This window comes from Pseudoalteromonas sp. OOF1S-7, from assembly GCF_022347765.1.
GTDB lineage: Bacteria > Pseudomonadota > Gammaproteobacteria > Enterobacterales > Alteromonadaceae > Pseudoalteromonas.
This window is the reverse complement of sequence record NZ_JAKRFZ010000012.1, coordinates 22,377-39,575: the sequence shown is the minus strand read 5'-3', so window position 1 is coordinate 39,575 and position 17,199 is coordinate 22,377. Positions and strand designations below refer to the sequence as shown.

General features: G+C 49.0%; 13 protein-coding genes. 3 read left to right on the top strand and 10 right to left on the bottom strand.

Annotated features, from left to right (window positions below):
- Nucleotides 1-4: 4 nt before the first annotated feature.
- Entirely contained in the window at nt 5-1,054 is a 1,050-nt protein-coding gene (locus MHN33_RS16565) for a kelch repeat-containing protein (RefSeq protein WP_239399466.1), read from the bottom strand.
- Nucleotides 1,055-1,425: 371 nt separating this feature from the next.
- Here MHN33_RS16565 and MHN33_RS16560 point away from each other — a divergent pair, with 371 nt between their 5' ends.
- The gene (locus MHN33_RS16560; protein WP_239399464.1) at nt 1,426-5,715 is read left to right on the top strand and encodes an SIR2 family protein; all 4,290 of its coding nucleotides are present in this window, start codon (nt 1,426-1,428) and stop codon (nt 5,713-5,715) included.
- Between the two features lie 76 nt (nt 5,716-5,791).
- Here MHN33_RS16560 and MHN33_RS16555 read toward each other — a convergent pair whose 3' ends face one another.
- Both MHN33_RS16555 and MHN33_RS16550 read right to left on the bottom strand, forming a co-directional pair.
- Nucleotides 5,792-6,820: a methionine synthase gene (locus tag MHN33_RS16555; protein WP_239399462.1), complete on the bottom strand. Its 1,029-nt coding sequence runs from the start codon at nt 6,818-6,820 to the stop codon at nt 5,792-5,794.
- A gap of 26 nt (nt 6,821-6,846) precedes the next feature.
- Entirely contained in the window at nt 6,847-7,821 is a 975-nt protein-coding gene (locus MHN33_RS16550) for a DUF1852 domain-containing protein (RefSeq protein WP_239399460.1), read from the bottom strand.
- A 437-nt stretch (nt 7,822-8,258) separates the two neighbouring features.
- Here MHN33_RS16550 and MHN33_RS16545 point away from each other — a divergent pair, with 437 nt between their 5' ends.
- The gene (locus tag MHN33_RS16545) at nt 8,259-9,068 is read left to right on the top strand and encodes a sulfite exporter TauE/SafE family protein (protein WP_239399458.1); all 810 of its coding nucleotides are present in this window, start codon (nt 8,259-8,261) and stop codon (nt 9,066-9,068) included.
- Between the two features lie 349 nt (nt 9,069-9,417).
- On the opposite strand, the gene MHN33_RS16540 is transcribed toward MHN33_RS16545, so the two are convergent.
- The 3 genes from MHN33_RS16540 to MHN33_RS16530 form a co-directional block, all read right to left on the bottom strand.
- Nucleotides 9,418-9,930 carry a hypothetical protein gene (locus tag MHN33_RS16540; RefSeq protein ID WP_239399456.1) on the bottom strand — a complete coding sequence of 171 codons (513 nt, stop codon included), beginning with the start codon at nt 9,928-9,930 and terminating at the stop codon, nt 9,418-9,420.
- Between the two features lie 17 nt (nt 9,931-9,947).
- On the bottom strand, nt 9,948-11,039 hold the full coding sequence (locus MHN33_RS16535) for a YHYH protein (RefSeq protein ID WP_239399454.1): 1,092 nt from the start codon (nt 11,037-11,039) through the stop codon (nt 9,948-9,950).
- A gap of 170 nt (nt 11,040-11,209) precedes the next feature.
- A complete protein-coding gene (locus MHN33_RS16530) occupies nt 11,210-11,647 on the bottom strand; it encodes a GNAT family N-acetyltransferase (RefSeq protein WP_239399452.1) in 438 nt (145 codons plus the stop codon).
- Nucleotides 11,648-11,899: 252 nt separating this feature from the next.
- Between MHN33_RS16530 and MHN33_RS16525 the strand changes: the two genes are divergently transcribed.
- Nucleotides 11,900-12,649 carry a hypothetical protein gene (locus tag MHN33_RS16525; RefSeq protein ID WP_239399450.1) on the top strand — a complete coding sequence of 250 codons (750 nt, stop codon included), beginning with the start codon at nt 11,900-11,902 and terminating at the stop codon, nt 12,647-12,649.
- A gap of 28 nt (nt 12,650-12,677) precedes the next feature.
- Here the strand turns inward: MHN33_RS16525 and MHN33_RS16520 are convergent, their stop codons facing one another.
- The 4 genes from MHN33_RS16520 to MHN33_RS16505 are packed head-to-tail and all read right to left on the bottom strand — an operon-like array spanning nt 12,678 to nt 17,159.
- Nucleotides 12,678-13,436, bottom strand: coding sequence for a DUF429 domain-containing protein (locus tag MHN33_RS16520; protein WP_239399448.1), 759 nt, complete (start codon nt 13,434-13,436; stop codon nt 12,678-12,680).
- Nucleotides 13,437-13,481: 45 nt separating this feature from the next.
- The gene (locus MHN33_RS16515; RefSeq protein ID WP_239399446.1) at nt 13,482-13,988 is read right to left on the bottom strand and encodes a YfiR family protein; all 507 of its coding nucleotides are present in this window, start codon (nt 13,986-13,988) and stop codon (nt 13,482-13,484) included.
- Nucleotides 13,981-15,960, bottom strand: a complete 1,980-nt coding sequence (locus MHN33_RS16510) for a TonB-dependent receptor (protein WP_239399444.1) — start codon at nt 15,958-15,960, stop codon at nt 13,981-13,983. The genes MHN33_RS16515 and MHN33_RS16510 overlap by 8 nt, the downstream gene beginning before the upstream one ends.
- The gene (locus MHN33_RS16505; protein ID WP_239399442.1) at nt 15,957-17,159 is read right to left on the bottom strand and encodes a sensor domain-containing diguanylate cyclase; all 1,203 of its coding nucleotides are present in this window, start codon (nt 17,157-17,159) and stop codon (nt 15,957-15,959) included. The genes MHN33_RS16510 and MHN33_RS16505 overlap by 4 nt, the downstream gene beginning before the upstream one ends.
- Nucleotides 17,160-17,199: the final 40 nt, after the last annotated feature.

Sequence of the window (17,199 nt, the reverse complement as noted above, 5' to 3'; positions counted from 1 at the left end):
TTCGCTATTCACTTTCATGCAGTGACAACGTCATGGTCGACGACAAGGTTTCCTGCGGCCCCACCTTAGCCGCACCGCCGATAATATGGAGCTGTTCGTTAAACGACACTGAACCATGACCATGGCGCGGTTGAGGCAAGTTGGGTAGCGCCTGCCACAGATCCGTTTGCGGATCATATGCCCATACGTGATCAAGGGCTTTACCTGCCTGCCAGTCCCCGTTAGGGCCGAATACCTCACCACCCGACACAATGATTTTGCCATCCAGCACACTGGCCGACAGCCCGGCCGACGCAACGGGTAAAGGCGCAATCGGTGACCAGCTATCCGTTTTGGTGTTATAGACCTCCGCATGACTGAGGTTAACCCCTTCTTTGCCGCTGGTACGCCCGCCAATCACAAAAATTTTATGGCCAATCACCGCGCTGGCGGCCGAATTGCGCGCTACACTCGCAGACTTAACCTTACGCCAGTAGGCATTGTTAACCAGCACATAGTGTGCGTCGGTATCAATATTTTTACCGCTGCCCCGACTGGTCGTTTTTCCACCAATCACATGAATGTTTTTGCCCACGCTGGCATACACAGACTCGGCAAGCGGTATGGGCAAAGACGGCGCGTTGCGCCAGGCCTGCATATTGCCATCGAGCCTGAATACCGAGCTTTGAATTTGCCAGGCATTGTCTCTGGCTCCTGTAAAGCCGCCAATGGCATAAAGGAAGTGTTGGTTGCTTACCATACCCAGATGATGGCGGGCAGCGGGTAAAGTGGGTGCTTTGGTCCAGCGCGCGTGCGCCGGATGAAGTAAAAACACGTCAGTGGTGGGACCTAAGTCAGAAAACGACGGGAGATCAGAAGGCGTAAAACCGCCTCCCACAAAAATGCGCTTGTTAAAGACCGCTGGATAAATCTCCTGCAGTGCAATAGGCAAGTCGGGCCCGGTCGACCAGCTAAATGGTGCCTGAGGCTCAATGTTTTGCTCTGCCCCAAGCGACCCCGATAGCAACACACATGTCATTATCATAAAGACCCGACTTGCAGAGAATAGGCGCATTCTGACTCCTTAAAATTCAATTACACAATGATACGACACTGCTTTAGCGCAAGATCAGTGCGCTCATCGTCTTATACTGTTACCGTAAATCATAATCGACATCAAATAAAAACGACTGTATTGACTAACCAGAAAGGCCAAATCTCTGTTAAGTGTTTTAGATAGTAACCAGAGAAGCCAACTTTGCGCTCAGTGTTTCGACTGTAACACGGCTATGACCCTTATATTTTTATCTCCCCAGGGCTCTTGCGCCTGAGACACAAAGGTGTTTTCTTAAAGTATCAAGCTATGCCTTATTGTAGTCAGTACTGTGTACCAGCATTGACTGCTACTTTACAGGCAGATAGTCAAGTTACTTTCAGGAGCGCATGATGGAACATTGTAGGGAACAATTACAACAGCACTTTGCTGACTTTTCTGCTGCGGAAATTGAGGCATGCACACGGTTTTCTGAGGCACTTCAAAACAAAGCTGCAACATTTTTTCTCGGGGCCGGCGTTTCCATCCCCAGCGGCATGCGCTCTGGTGCTGAAATGGTCGAAGAATTTCAAAAGAGAACGGGCAGTGATGCAACCTGTCTCAGAGCGCTGTGTAGTGTTTATGAAGCACAGCACAGCCAATATGAGCTCAGAAGACTACTGATGGAGTTACTGGATGACTGGAATAAACCCCTGTCACCCATTCACAGGTTAATCCCCCGGCTCAACTTAAAATACCTGATCACGGTGAATGTCGATCGTCTGGTCGAAGAAAGTTGCCGACAACAACGCCTGCAACATTTATGTTTTTCACTACCGGAAGACCTCGGGTATGCACGCTCAGACGTTTTAACTTTACTCAAGATCCACGGCACGCTCGAACACCCCCATACACTGGTATTTAGTGACAACGACTACGACCGAATATTGCATCAGGATAAAGAGTTTGAACACAAGCTTAAGCGCTTATTTCAGGATAACAGCGTTATGACCATTGGGTTTACCGCGGATGAACCCGACTTCAATTTACTGACCAATTGGCTCGATGAGCGCAATGACGGTAAAAAAGTCATCGCACTGCACCTAGATGAGCACCAGGCACAGCTCTGCCAAAGAGAGGGCGTACAACCTATTTTGATCAAGGACGGCTGTGGCTTTGCAGCACACCAAAGGATCCCTATCTTGCTGGGGATTTTAGGAGGGATCCCAGTGGAGCAAATCTCTTTGCAAAACTTAGAGATCAATCGCAGAGCTAACCCATTCAAAAGGCTGGAGCCCTACCGAGAAGAAGACTGCAATAAATTCATTGGCAGAGACGTATTTCTGGCAGAATGCCTGCGCAAGCTGGAAGCATATCACTCAGTATTACTGTTTGGTGACTCAGGCTGCGGCAAATCTAGTTTCGTCAATGCCGCGTTACTGCCAGGTTGGAAAAAAGACGACAGGCAAGTATTTATAGAAACCGTTGCTGATGATTTGCCCGAACAATGGCAACGGATCACCAGCAAACTGGACCGCCACAAACCCGCTCTTATTGTTCTGGACCAGTTTGAGCGCTTTTTTGACCACAGCTCTGCGCAAGCAAAACAAAAGCACTTTTTGACGCAAACGCTGAAACTAGAACAGCAACGTAACCCAAATCTCTATTGTTTATTTGTTATGCGCCGGGACAGAATTGCCGATCTATATCCGTACAAGCATCTTCACCCTGGGCTGTTTACAGAAAGCCTTGAATTGACGCCTTTAACGCAGCAAGATGCCACAAAAATACTGGTCCATCATTTTGCGCTACAAGGTTATGATCTGGACAAAAATCTGGCTCTCGAACTGGTTAACTATGCCAGCAAAGCAGACACACCTTACTTACCAGCGCTACAGTTATATGGTTTTGCTCAATTTGAAAGTGCTGAAAAAGCCCGAATTGAAGGCCACCTGGAAGGCAATCAGGTGAGGACTCAAAGCCTGAGCCAGGAGAATGTGATTTCTAACTTCGTGGCCGACGCACTCAGCGTACTGCCCGCCCACCTGCAACACAGTTTAGTCATATCTGTTCTCAAGCAGCTCACTTTGCATAGACACCGGCAGCAAATCACTGAGTCTCAATTAGAAACTCTGTTTCCCGAGCCCGAAAAAGCGCAAGCCGTACTGAATACTTTAGTCGATAAGCGACTCGTGGTGTACATTGTCGAAAAAAGAGCCTGGGAGCTGGTGCATGACTCTCTTGTAACAGCCATTGAAGATGGTCCGCTCGCCATAGAGCCCGATTTCGAATCGTCAGAAATCAGCAACTATTTGTTAGATAAACAATCACAAGCAGGCTTCTCGGTAAAGCAGATAGAAAATTTACTCAAGTATTCATTAGCGAATCAATTACCTAGCGTAGAATGGGCAAATCACTATCACCATACAGGGCACAGCCTTGAAGCTAAGTTGCTCGAGTTTTGCCGAGCTCCAAACAGCCGTCTGGTCACAGGAACACTCACTTTTATTCGCCATTACCCAGACTATATAGGTCTATCTGCCAAAACGTTTCTGAGTGGGTATTTGTTAACGCTGGTAGAAGATACCATGTGGCATGAACAAGGTGACATGGAGACGGGCAAGGCAGCCATGAAGCTGATGCTAACGCTGGGATTAGACGACACTGCGTTGCAGTTTCTTTTAAGATACATCGACCCATTTATTGATCAACATGACGACGCGCGCCTGGACAGCCACCGCTCACTAAACCGGTTCGACTATCACATGATGGACCTGTATTTGCCTCACGTTCTGGAAGTTTGCTCATCCCGGGACTTACTTAAACTGGGTAGTAAAATTTTTGTCTCCATCCAGGAGATCGAACTGGGACCTGAGCGATATGCCCACATTCTATATGCCCTGGCGGTGCGCGGTGAGATGACTGAGTTTATCACAAGGGGCGAATACATCGCCGGTTTAGCCGAGCCCAGCCCCTTATTTGAGCCAGAAGTCGTACTAGGCGTACTGGCACAATTACCATCAAACCTGCCAGATACCGAAAAACTGGACGATCTGCGCCAGGCTTTGCTCAGCGCCACGATTTACCACGGTGCACCAGAAACACATATCAATGAGCAGTTGCTCAATATCATGCTCCATCTTGGCGCTCGGCGCGCTGAACATGTGATGTTTCTGTGGATACAGTTTTATAGCCGATTTGGCAAAGCGGGGAATTTATGGTCACACTCCAGACGGGTTGCCGCCACACTGCTGCAGGATAAACAAGCCCTGAAAATGTTTCTTCAGCGGCTGGCCAGCTCTCGTTCCAGTAGCGACCTGGCTGCCTTTACTGAGATTGCTTTACTCGCACAACCTTGCGCGGGCCTGAATCACTGGTACCGAGAACAAACATTCAGTGAGTTTGGCGTGGTGTCTCAACTGGGTTATAGTTTGGCTCAGTGCCTGACTGAAGATTTTGTCGATAACCAAGGTGTGTTGGTCGCCCAGCAGGATGAATATGGCAATACTATGCCCCAGTCACAAACCCCCTACACGTACTGGCGTGCAGGTCAGATCATTCAAGCTTCATCGACATATACCCTCAACCAAAAGTTCCATTTGCTCAACAAGCTGGCAAGCACATTGTTGTCTGAGGCAACTCAGCTAGCCGAGCAAACCACTATACCCGGTGACTGCGACGAGTTTGAAACTTACCGAATTCTGGATGATTTTTTTGAGCAATCCCAGGTTAATGATATTGAACTGGCTCGAGCAGAGACAATCGAGCTGTTGAACCGCTTGCCCTCAGAGCTCTCCATGGCGCCCAATTCTCCCACAGGCTTTGATGAGAAGTTACTTGATTTGAAAAACGCGTTAGTGGCACTGTTTGTCAACCATCCGCATTTAAATACGCCCATTGAGCGCTGGCCTCCGTTTGCTTGGGATCCAGTGTATTTTACAGAAATGAAAGATGCGCTCAAGGCATTGCAATCTGTCGAAGAGCTCTTTGAGCGTCACACCCTACCTGCACCTGTTGATGCCGCCCTTAAAGCGATAAGGCAGCTTGAAGCAGCCTCGTTGTCAGATCTGTCTTATTATTTGCGATGCTATCAGTGGCTCAAACAAACGGCTTCAGAATGTGCTGCACTGACTGGTGACCCTGTGCATTTAGTACATTTCGAATCTTTAAAAGAATTTATTGAAGACCGCACGGTAGACAGTGTTCACTTTTCCAGTTCACTCCTCATTTGGGCTTTATTAGTTCCCTGGGACACTCCACCATGGTTCATTTTATATAACAACCCTATGGAGATAGGCATCTGTGAAGATGAGGAGGCAACCCGGTTTATTGAAGCATTACTCAGGGTTCATCCGGATCAGGTCAACAAAGTTACCACTGACTGGGCAATGACATACCTGACCATTGGGTTGGAGTCTGAAAGTGCCAACCTTACCGAGGCAGGTCAGATTGCCGCGTTATTTGAATCCTTCTGTAATTCGGACTGGGCCCCAATCTACGCAAAGTGGCTCTCTGATGCCGCATTAGGTTATTTACTGGACAGTCCGTTCATGCAGTTTCAAAGAGCAGCACTAAAGCTTTGGCCACTTTCTGATCTGGATTCATCAAAAGGTGCTCTGGTTGCACTTGCTGTTGACGGAAACGCCGAGTTAAAACCTGATGCTGTGACTGCGCTCAACTTGAAGGCGCACCAAGATAGGTAATCACGCTCGCTGACAAACTGATGTGTTGGGGGACAGTCAGCATCTCCCCCAACACAAAGACTGACACCTGCCAAATTTATTCGGCCAGCTCCTTGCGCACTATCTCAGCCCCGGCACTGAGCGCATTCAGTTTGCCCCGGGCTACCTCACGGGCAAGCGGTGCCATACCACAGTTAGTGCAGGGGTAAAGTTTATCGGCATCCACATATCTGAGGGCTTCTCTGAGCGTTGCAGCGACTTCTTCCGGCGTTTCTATGGTATCCGTCGCCACATCAATGGCCCCGACCATGACTTTTTTACCTCGTACCAGCGACAATAACTCAACCGGCACCCGCGAGTTGTGGCACTCCAGCGAGATAATATCTATGTTCGACTTTTGCAGCTTAGGGAACACTTCCTCGTACTGACGCCACTCTGATCCCAGCGTTTTTTTCCAGTCGGTATTGGCTTTAATGCCGTAGCCATAGCAAATGTGTACGGCCGTTTCGCACTTCAAACCTTCAATGGCACGCTCCAGGCAGGCAATGCCCCAGTCATTCACCTCATCAAAGAACACATTAAACGCCGGTTCATCAAACTGAATAATATCAACCCCGGCCGCTTCCAGCTCTTTGGCTTCCTGATTCAATACCTTAGCGAACTCCCAGGCCAGCTTTTCACGACTCTTGTAATGGTCGTCGTACAAGGTATCCACCATCGTCATTGGACCAGGCAGGGCCCATTTTATCGGTTGTGTGGTTTGCTGACGCAAAAACCTGGCATCCTCAACAAATACCGGTTTCTGACGGCTGATTGGCCCCACCACGGTTGGTACGCTGGCATCGTAACGGTCGCGAATTTTAACCGTTTTACGGTTTTCAAAATCCACACCATCCAGGTGCTCAATAAAGGTTGTTACAAAATGCTGACGGGTTTGCTCGCCATCGCTGACAATGTCTATGCCAGCCTGCTGTTGTTCCTGCAATGACACACGCAATGCATCTTGTATCCCATCAACGAGGGCCTGCTCTGTTAGCTTCCAGGGTGACCAGAGTACCTCTGGTTGTGCCAGCCATGAGGGTTTAGGTAAACTGCCCGCTGTGGACGTAGGTAATAGTGTTTTCATAATTTTGCCGTTTTTCTCGTTAACTCTCAGGCGTAATTCGCCGACCACTGCTCAAGCACACTTTGGTAAGGTTTAATAAAGTGTTCGTGGGCAAATTTACCCTGCTCCACAGCCAGCCTGCTGCGCTCCTCACGGTCGTACACAATTTGCGTCAGTGAGTGGTCCTGGTTTTTTAGGTCTGGCTGGTAGCGTCTGCCTGCCACGGCATTGGCGTTATAAATCTCCGGGCGATAGATTTTCTGGAACGTTTCCATGGTGCTGATGGTGCTGATCAGTTCCAGGTTGGTGTAGTCATTCAGCAGGTCACCAAAGAAGTAGAATGCCAGCGGGGCAACACTATTGGGTGGCATAAAGTAGCGTACCTGCAGGCCCATTTTTTTAAAGTACTGCTCGGTCAGCGACGACTCATTTGGCTCATACTCAAAACCCAGTACCGGATGATGATTTTCGGTTCTGTGATAAGTTTTGCTGTCTGAAACACTCAGGCAGATCACCGGCCGTTTTTTAAAGTTTTGTTTGTAGGCGTTTGAATTCACAAAGTGTTTAAACAGTTTGCCATGTAGTTCCCCAAAGTTTTCAGGAATACTGAACTGCGGCTTGCCCTTATTGTGATCGAGCAGCACCACACTGAAATCGTAGTCTCGCACATAAGAGGAGAAGTTGTTGCCGACGATGCCTTCGGTGCGCTCACCGGTTTTGTGGTCAATGATGTTGGTTTTCAGTACTTCAATTGATGGAAAAGCCTCTCCACCACCCACGATATCAATATCAACTGAAACAATCTCCAGCTCAATAGCATAGCGGTCACCATTCGGGTTGTCCCAGTTTGCCAACGCATTAAAACGATTGTCGATCATCTTCAACGCGTTTCGCAGGTTCGCCTGACGGCTTTCCCCTCTGGCCAGGTTAGCAAAGTTAGTCGTGATCCGTGTATTGTCTGACGGGTGGTAGTTTTCATCAAAAATGATGCTTTTAACTGTAAAAGTAAACTCGTTGTTCATGGCGTTCTGGTTTCCAATTTTCTGTGATTAACCCAAATGTACAATGTGCTCTTCCCGGTGCAGCGCATGCACTTAGCCATCGTTAAGCTAGCCTGTTGTTGAGAGCACACACATTGTTACCCGGACATGCACATGAAGAAAAACGGTTTAATTTCACCTAAAGCTTGAGCTGTGTTCATGGTTATAGCCCGGCACTGACTTTTTATCGGGCAACCGTAGAAAAAACGACATAAAAACACCTAGAAACTTAAACACCTAGACATCTAGAAGTTTAAATTAAATTTCCTTCAACTAAAACGTGAGGAATATTCAAAACTTATCTGAAAAGCCCGTGACCTTATCTTGATATACTCGTGCTGAACGTGGCGAACCGATTGCCAGCAAGGCAACCCACTCGTCACCCGTCTAACCCCGAATAATAAAATGAGACAAACACAATGAGTGACTTGTTGTTATTGATAATATGCTGCGCCGTGCTGGGCAGCGGTGTAGGTTTTTTGGCCGGACTTCTTGGCATTGGTGGTGGTCTGGTAATTGTCCCGGTGCTGAGCAGTATCTTGCTGTACTTTGCAGTGTTGCCTCCTGAACAGGTGATTGTCGCCGCCATTGCCACCTCTTTGGCCTCTATTTTGTTTACTTCTACTTCCTCAGCCATCGCTCATCATAAAAATGGCAATGTACCCTGGGAGCTGGCCCCCTGGATCATGACGGGTGTGGCACTGGGCGCGCTGATCAGCGGCTTTTTAGCCGCCATGCTACCGGAACAAATCGTGCGCTGGGTATTTGCCATCAGCGTGGTCCTGATTGCACTGAAGATGTTTTTTGGCAACAACAAGCCTACTTCTGACGAACGCACTATGCCTAATAAAGGGGTGTTAACGGGGTTTACAACCTTAACGGGCGGGCTCTCAGCCATGATTGGCATCGGAGGCGGTGCACTGCTGGTACCGCTGCTGACGTTTTTCTCCATTGATATGAAAAAGGCCATTGGTTGCGCCTCTGCCTGTGGCATCGTAATCGCCCTGTTTGGCTCTGTCGGTTACATCACCTCGGGCAGCGCTCAATTTGCCTTAGCAGATGGTTTTGCCGGGTTTGTCTATCTACCTGCACTGCTGGGGATTGTCTGTACGTCCTGGTTTACCGCACCGCTGGGTGCTAAAGCGACTCATCATTTGCCCGTACCAACCATCAAGAAAATTTTTGCGGGGTTACTGGTGGTGGTTGCGGCGAATATGATGATTGCCTAGACACAGCCACAGGAGCCGGGGTGAGCGGCTCCGTTTTCACCAAACTCGGTTCAGAACAACAAAGTTGCGGCACTCTGCGCCGCAACTCAGGCAGGTTTAACACAAGGTTGTGGTATGGTAACTAAACTCTCCGGGGTTAGTAGGCCAAATTTGCCGCTTCCCCCATTCAGAGCGTGCTATTGAGTGGTATCCGTTGCGTCGCCTTTATATACCCAGCTTCACTCAGTTGTTGTCTGAATGTCAACAGGGCATTTTTACCGTCCGGATAATGCTCCACAAAGAAACGATGGCTGTACGAGCAACCAGGCATGCGCCAGCAGATAATGCTCCTCAGTCATCTTGCTGTTATTCAGAATACCTTTGCAACCTGCTGCTTTGCAGTTAGGGTAAAACGTTGTGTTAAGCCCAGTCGCTTGTATTTGGCCCGCATAGCCAGCTGCTTGTCATTACCCTTGCCATAAAATCCATTGTGAAATCGCAGCCCTTGTTTGTGATCAACCCCGACAAACTTGCCCATAACCACAATCTGATCTATTTCGGTCTGGTCGCCGTGGTGTGCCGTTTGTGGTGAGAGGATCAAGCCTTCAATATACTGTATGGTCTCGCCCTGGGTCATAAATATCTGCTGCTGAATTGCATCAAAGATATCCCTGTGTGCACCTTTAAATTCCTGGACTGACAAATGGCCATTTTTATCGGCATCCGCATCTGGAAAACCCGACGGGTCGATGGCCACCACCAGATAGGCACCCGACTCGTCAAAGTTCAGCGTGCCCTGCTCGGCTACCATTAAGTGAGCGCAGGCCGCTGTCGACGTGACCAAACAGGCGATCATAGCGACACGTTTGATTAAATAAAACATGATTAAACCTCCTATGACTAAAGTTGGCCCTTCACACAACGCTGAAAATACGGATAGGTGTCGGTGGCATAGTAATGGTAAATGCCTTGAGGAAACTCAGGGGTGACGCCATAACGACCATTACACTCATCCAGATCGCCACTGCCCGCGACATATTCCCAATCTTGCGCAAAGGTCCCGAGTGCATATACAGAAGTTGCAGGTCGGTTGCTGCTGACGCTCTCCACCAGCTGGTAACTTCCCGTCATCACCTTTAATGATGATGTTGAGTCTTGTGCATCGCTGTAACCATATCGGGCGTATATCGGGAAACCGTCTGCGGCCCAGCCAATCAAGGTCATATTGGGATTATCGCCACCACGCAGAGCAATAAAACCTTCCGGCATACCGTGGTAATGATAAGAACCATTGGGCTGCACATGGGCATTGTTGTCATCGGTGCCAAAATCAAAGCTGGTCTGGCCAAGCGCTTCGATATGCCAGTTTCCGGTATTACCAACCAAACTACAGCTATTGCCCGAATCGTCGCACGAGCCTGCGGTATTGGCGTCTATTTTAACGCCATTCAGAACATAGCCCGTTGCGCCTCTCGGCCCGCCAAGCGTTGACACCGTGTCCGTTTGTTCAGGCGTTAGGGTATAGCTGACAGAAATCGCGGTTTCGCTGATGGTATTGGGGTTGCCCGGATTGGGAAAAGTCCCCGTCTCATGGTCTGGAATGCCGTTGGCTGTAAGTTGCCGGGTGCTTCCCGTACAGCTCCAGTCAGCATTGCTGGTCATTTGTACCGAGGTGGAATCATTGAACTCATTATAAAAGTAGTCGCACAGCACGCCGTCGGTCGAGCCAGATGTCAGCGCCGTACCTGTTTCTGTATTGGCACCAGACTCTGTCTCTCCAGACGCTGAATCATCCGACGGGGCATTATTATCACTTGATGTATCCCCTGTACTGCCGCTTTGCGTTGCGGCGCTTGTGCTACTCACTTCACCGCTAAGCGAATTCGACTGAGTCTGTGTACTGTTGTCATCACTCGATCCTGAACCACATGCAGATAACAAAAACACCGACACCCAAGCCGCCAGCCTAGATCTTCTATACATTGTATTCATACCAATCACTCCCACAAAATGGAACATCAGGTAGCCCGAACGCTACCTCTGGTTTCACTATATGAGTGGATTGTGCAAACAGCGCGCAAAGAAAGTGCAAATACGGTGCAAAAATGCAGCTGGCAGACATCGACCTATTAGGACCAGGCGCCTGGCTGCATACACTCGCTTTAGAGGATTTTTTCCATATAGAGTAAAGCGCGCCCCTGACGCTCGCCACTATCAAAGGGGGTGTATCCAAACTTTTGATAGATATGGATCCCACGGGTATTTTCGGCAAATACATCCAGCCAGATGCGTTTACATTTCAGCTCATCGGCGCAGTACTTTTCCATTTGGCTGAGAGCTTGCTGGCCAATACCGCGACCTTTAACACTGACTACAATTCTGCGAAACTCCACACTGGTTTTATCATCGCGTGCCAGAATGATAAAACCGACCAACGACTGACGCTCATATATAGATAAATATATTATCTGTGGCTGCACCATCGCGACGCGATGTTGCTCTGCACTGTTTGGCAGAATAAAACCGCATGTGTCTGTGGCCCTTTCCATTTCTACAAACTGCGTTATATCTGATGGTTTTGATTTTTTTAGTTCTACCATAGTACTCCCCTGTTTTTGGAGCCGTGGCAACCTGACGTAAATAGCACCGGGCAAAAACCCTACCAAATGCCCGAGATTCATCAGTCATTAACTTTACAGGATCAACAGTAAGCTGGCGATGGGGTGATAAGCCCTAAACTTGCAACCTGCAATTGCAAAGCGCTGAGAGGGCAAAAAACACGACCATAAATTTGACAAAAAATATACACAAAACTAACCTCTATCTCACTAATCAAAAGGAGAGGATCTGAAATGAAAAAGTTACCACTGACCGCATGTATACTTGCTGCATTACTGAGCCATAGCACGCTCGCGCACGCCAACAGCCAGATTAGTGATCAGGCAATGGCTGAGTTCAAGGAAATGCAGGTAGCATTTGATGAAGGCGCCAATGCACTGGGGATAAGTGCTGAGCGCTATGCCGATGTCGCCCAGAAGTACGAGCGTTTTATGACCAAGCTGGCAGCACCCGCGGGTTATCACGACAGTGAAGTGCCTGATGATATCCTGCCTTTTAACCAGATCCCTGCGGTACAGGAAGCAAAGTACCATGCTGACGGCTATTCCCCGGAATTTGAACAACGCCTGAGAGCCGAGATCAACCAAAATGATGCCCGACTGGCTACATACCTGGGTCTGACAACCGAGCAGCTTCATCCATTTGTGAAACAGTACGCTCAGTTTGTGATGGATGGCAGGGTAATGAGCGACAACATGCAAGGGAAAGGTAATTTCTCTATCAAGGCCATGGAACGGTTCGAGTATGTGTGTCGCTCAGAGTGCGGCAGCTTCGGTATGACTAGCCTGGATTATCTCCATTTACGAGAAGGACTGCGAGCACTGCATTCAGGTGGCTTTTATACCGACGTTAAAGTTGTTACTCGCAATCGTGATGGCTCTTACCATGACACAGCTATCTGGCGCGTGCGTATGGATGGGTGCATATGGCGGGAGCGCGCTGCAAATTGCGACAGCGAGATTGGTTGCCACCAGGAACCATAGCCGCTCCTGGATCTTTTTGTATTCAGCACTACAAACACTTGCTCAGACCGGGTGGCGACCACGAAATACAGGATATTTGCGGCACCCAGATATACCCTTGCTGGTCACACCCATAGGTCATTCCCGGTGCTTGTATCTGATAAAGCCCGGCGATATATAGACAGAAAATGGCATCCAGTGCGTCTTCATTGCTTTTAAGGGCTTGCCCGCTCAATGATACAATATAGTCCTCAGACAAAATGGGCGAGAACGACACAGGTATCTCAAGCGCTAAAACCCGCGAAGACGCAAGTTGCGCAATTAAACTGGCCAACGCGACCTGACCTGCCTTGCGCGTGGCCACATCGCCCTTTTTATAAAGTAGTCTCTCCGGTAATTCAAAACATTCGATCATCGCGGGATGCGGATAACATTCAATTTGCCATTTTGCCAATGCCAGATGCCCAAACCCCTTCTCCTGTAAGGCCAGCGAGAGTGCGACACTGGCAGCGGCGGGATACAAGGTGGTGTTTGAGGTATGGCAAGAGGCTTTCCGCGACCCATAGTCTCTGCTGAGCTGTTTTTCACATTCCCGCTGACCCGTGTGATTTTCGATGATCAACGGCGCATCAATGGCAATACCTGTGAGCGAGGGTTGCCCTGCGATGAAGGTCACAATATCTGGCAGACCAAACAGAGCAGGCTCTATCCCTTCCAGAGATAACACGCCTTCATTCAGGCTACCTACAGCCGCCGCAGAAGGGTTCTTTTCACTGTGCCAGGCCAGGTCGAGTCCCATCAGTTTCATATTATTCTCCCTAACGCTTTGCTTACACTTATGTTGTCGTTTATTTCAACGTACCTCAGTGGCCAGTTTGAGTAAATGGGCACTGAAGTTCAGGCCACGGCGCTTTGCGTCTGTCAGATTGACACGAAAACTGAGATTGTTGGCATCGGCAATCAGACCTATCATGGCCCCCTGGCGAAACCCTTCGCTGGTATCCGCGACCACCAGCACCGGGGACTGTGCCAGATCTTCAAGCCAGTACTGGGTTTGCTGCCTGTTTTGCTGGCTCAAAAATAGGATATCGCATTGTGATACTTGTTCGTTGTCGGGCAGTTCAATGACTTCGGTATCATCATCGACCTGCTGCTCGTGCAGCAAAGAGCCTATGGCCTGGTAAAGATCCGGGTTACCGACCACGCAAAAGCTCAGTTTATCCGGTGGTGGAGGTGGCCATTTACTGAACTGACTAAAACGATATAAAAACGCCGCCTTGAGCTCATTCTCACTGAGGTTTTGCGCCTTTCCCTCAGACAGAAACAATGAAAAACACACAGCTATGAGCAGCTTAGTCATGGTCCCAGCTCCAGTTAACCGACAAGTGCAGCTGACGACGACGCTGCAGATTAGGCACAAACCCGTCATCGGTGATATCGAGGATTTCTTTGTCGGTAATATTTCTGACTCCCAGTGCAATAAATACGTCCTCCTCGTTTTGCCAGTTTACACTGACATCATGGCTGGCAAAGCCCGGCAAATGACTGTCAAAAGTTCTTCTTTTACTGACGCCATAAGAGTTCAGACTCAGCGTAAATCCAGAGCGGCCAAGCGGTAAGCTAAAACGCACCTTGCCGATAAACTCCGGCGAGTTGGCAATACCAAACCCACCTCGCAGGCGTGAACGCTGAATCGCCGAGCTGGCTATCAGGGACATTCCGTTCGACCAGCGCTTATCTACACCAAACTCAACGCCATGACTGCGAATGGGCGGAGGATTAAAGTAAATTGGCCGGAAAAAATCCTGATGGATCAGGTTATCTATGTTGGCGTAATAAAGCGTTGTAAACGACGATAGCGAATTGCTCCAGCGCTGTACCAAGCTTATCTCATTATAATCAATGGTTTCATTCTTGGGGTTAGGTTCGTTAAATACGCTGTTCGCGTTGCGCTCCAGAAAGTTCGCCACTCTGAACGCCCGACTGTGGCGCAGCAACAAGCGATGGCCCGGTGTAAAACTGTATTTGGCGGTTAAGCTGGGAGACCATCGCTCAGAACTGAAGTCTGAATTATCATATCTCAGCGCCCACTGGAACTTAAATTTAGGTGTAATTCGCCACAGGTCCTGAACATACAGACCATAGCGATTTTCGTTGCTTTTTTGCTCAAAGTTAAACTGCGTGGGAATGCTGGAGCGGGAGCTAAATGCCTGCCTGTGGTCTCTCTGAAAGTCTATGCCCAGCATCAATTCGTGATTCTCAACTCCCAGAAAAACCAGCTGTCCGTCTACATTACTCCAGCGTCCGGAATTCATAGGGCGCACAAACTCTAGCCCACCGTTTGGTAAGGTCAGTGGCACATTGCGGATAAGGTCGTTGCCATGGGTGGAGATATGAAAATATGCCTCGATATTTTCCGAAGTGGTGTCATCAAACGTCAAAGCCACAAAAAAGGCCTCATTGTCCAGTGTTTCAAGCTCGGGGGTCACCATAGCGGGCACGTCAGAGCGCAGCACACTAAAGCCATCCGGGAAACTGCGCTGACGCCGTGAAGCCGCTGCCTGAAACTGAAAGCTGCCACTTTGGTGGCTGAACATCGCTCTGCTGCTGCTTTCCTTATTCAGGTGCTGCCAAGCTAACAGCTCAGCAGGCGCTCCCGGCACCGGAAAGTCGATATCTCGCAACTTGGCACCACTCAGAGAAAGCCAGCTATCAGCCCCACCTTCAGAACGCAGCCCAAAGGTTATCCGGCCATGCTGTGTGTTGTTGTTAGTGACAGACACAGCAGTATTCAGGCCACGCAATTTGCTGCTGGTTTTAGTGACTATATTAATCACTCCTAGGAGCGCATTATTACCATACAAAGCAGCTGAGGCGCCGGGACTGTACTCCACTCGTTCAATCAGCCCCACATCGACAAAATTCTCGTAGCCAAGCAACCCGGCATCCAGCAGATTTTCGTTCATTCTGGTCCCGTCCAGTAAGAACAAAAAACGCGAGTTAAAATCGCCGGGCCGACCTATACCTCTTGAGCCAAGATAGATAAACGAGCTGTTATCCCGGGTGGTAATACCAACAAACATCGCCAGAATGTCTGCCAGTGACTGCAGATTAAACTGTCTGATGTCCTTGTCGGTGATCACGTGCGTTACCGCCATGCTGTCACTACTTGAGCGCTCTATCCTGGAGCCTGCGGAGATTTGGGTATTGCTTGGTAACTGGTTAAGCTGCTGATTCAACAAGTCTTCCAGCTCGGGGAGCGGATCATTTTTTGCCAGCACGCAGCTCGATAATCCAACCATGAATCCCGCAATAAGATATTGCTGTTTCATACCGATGCCTGTTTGCTAAAGACCTGAAAGTTGTTTTTCCCCGCACGCTTGGCTGCATACATCGCATCGTCGGCACAATTGAGCAGTTCCATAGGCGCGTCGGCATCGAGGGGGGTGTAAGCCAGGCCAATACTGATCCCAATCGGCATCACCGTCTCTTTAACTATGATGGGCCGATTAATAATGGTGACTATCCTTGCGGCCAGCTTCTCTGCATTTTCCGTTGATTCTATGCTGGGCAGCAGCAACGCAAATTCATCACCGCCCAGGCGGCAAAGCAGGTCATCACTGCGGATCATCGCACTGATCCGCTTTCCCACCTCAATCAGAGTTTCATCTCCGGCTTCGTGGCCATAATTGTCGTTCACAAATTTAAAATTATCGAGATCAATAAACATCAAGCAGCTTAAAGGCTTAGGATTGCAAGCTTCGCAGGTTATCTCTTTGAGTAATTGATTCAGTGCCACCCGATTTGGCAGCTTAGTAAGCGGATCGGTGCGTACCATTTGCTTAAGTTGCTGTCCCTGAGCCTGTTCTTGTTCGAGCTGCTGTCGTAGCTCAGCCTGAGATATGTCAACGCGCTTCAGTAATTCATTAAAGCTACGGGTTAGAATGCCAATCTCATCATCGCGGATCACTGTGGCGCGTAACTGAAAATTATGCTCGTGAGATACCCGCTGCGCCAGTTCCGACAATGAAATAAGGGGCATCAGGGCCTGACGCTGCACACGCGACAGCAAAACAGCCGAGACCGTAAACAGCGCGGCACTCAGTAACGCCAACATGAGTACCAACTGTAAATACCAGTACATCATGCCGGTTAAGTCGAGCACCATGATCAGGTCGCCCTCAAGCTTACCTTTAATTGACACCGGGTAATACAAACGCATTCGCACGCCTTCGTATTCCCGCTGAGGTTCAGTGCTAATCTGCCGATACAAAGCCGAAGACGGCACAAAACTGGGGTTGGCATATTCACTGAACACCTCCCCTTTGGTGTTACGCAACGACACAAACAGCACATCTTTATTGACACCGACGAGTTCCAGTTCTTTGCTTGCCGTATCCACGTCATTGAAAACCAGCATGGGCACCACGTTATGTGCCAACTGTGCCAGGTTGATCTCTGCCGTTTCGGCCTGCCGATCACGGACCACAAACCACAGAAATATCGACGTCAGCGAAAACACTAACAACATACTGCTTGCCATAACCGACAAGTTCAGTTGCGTTAGTCTC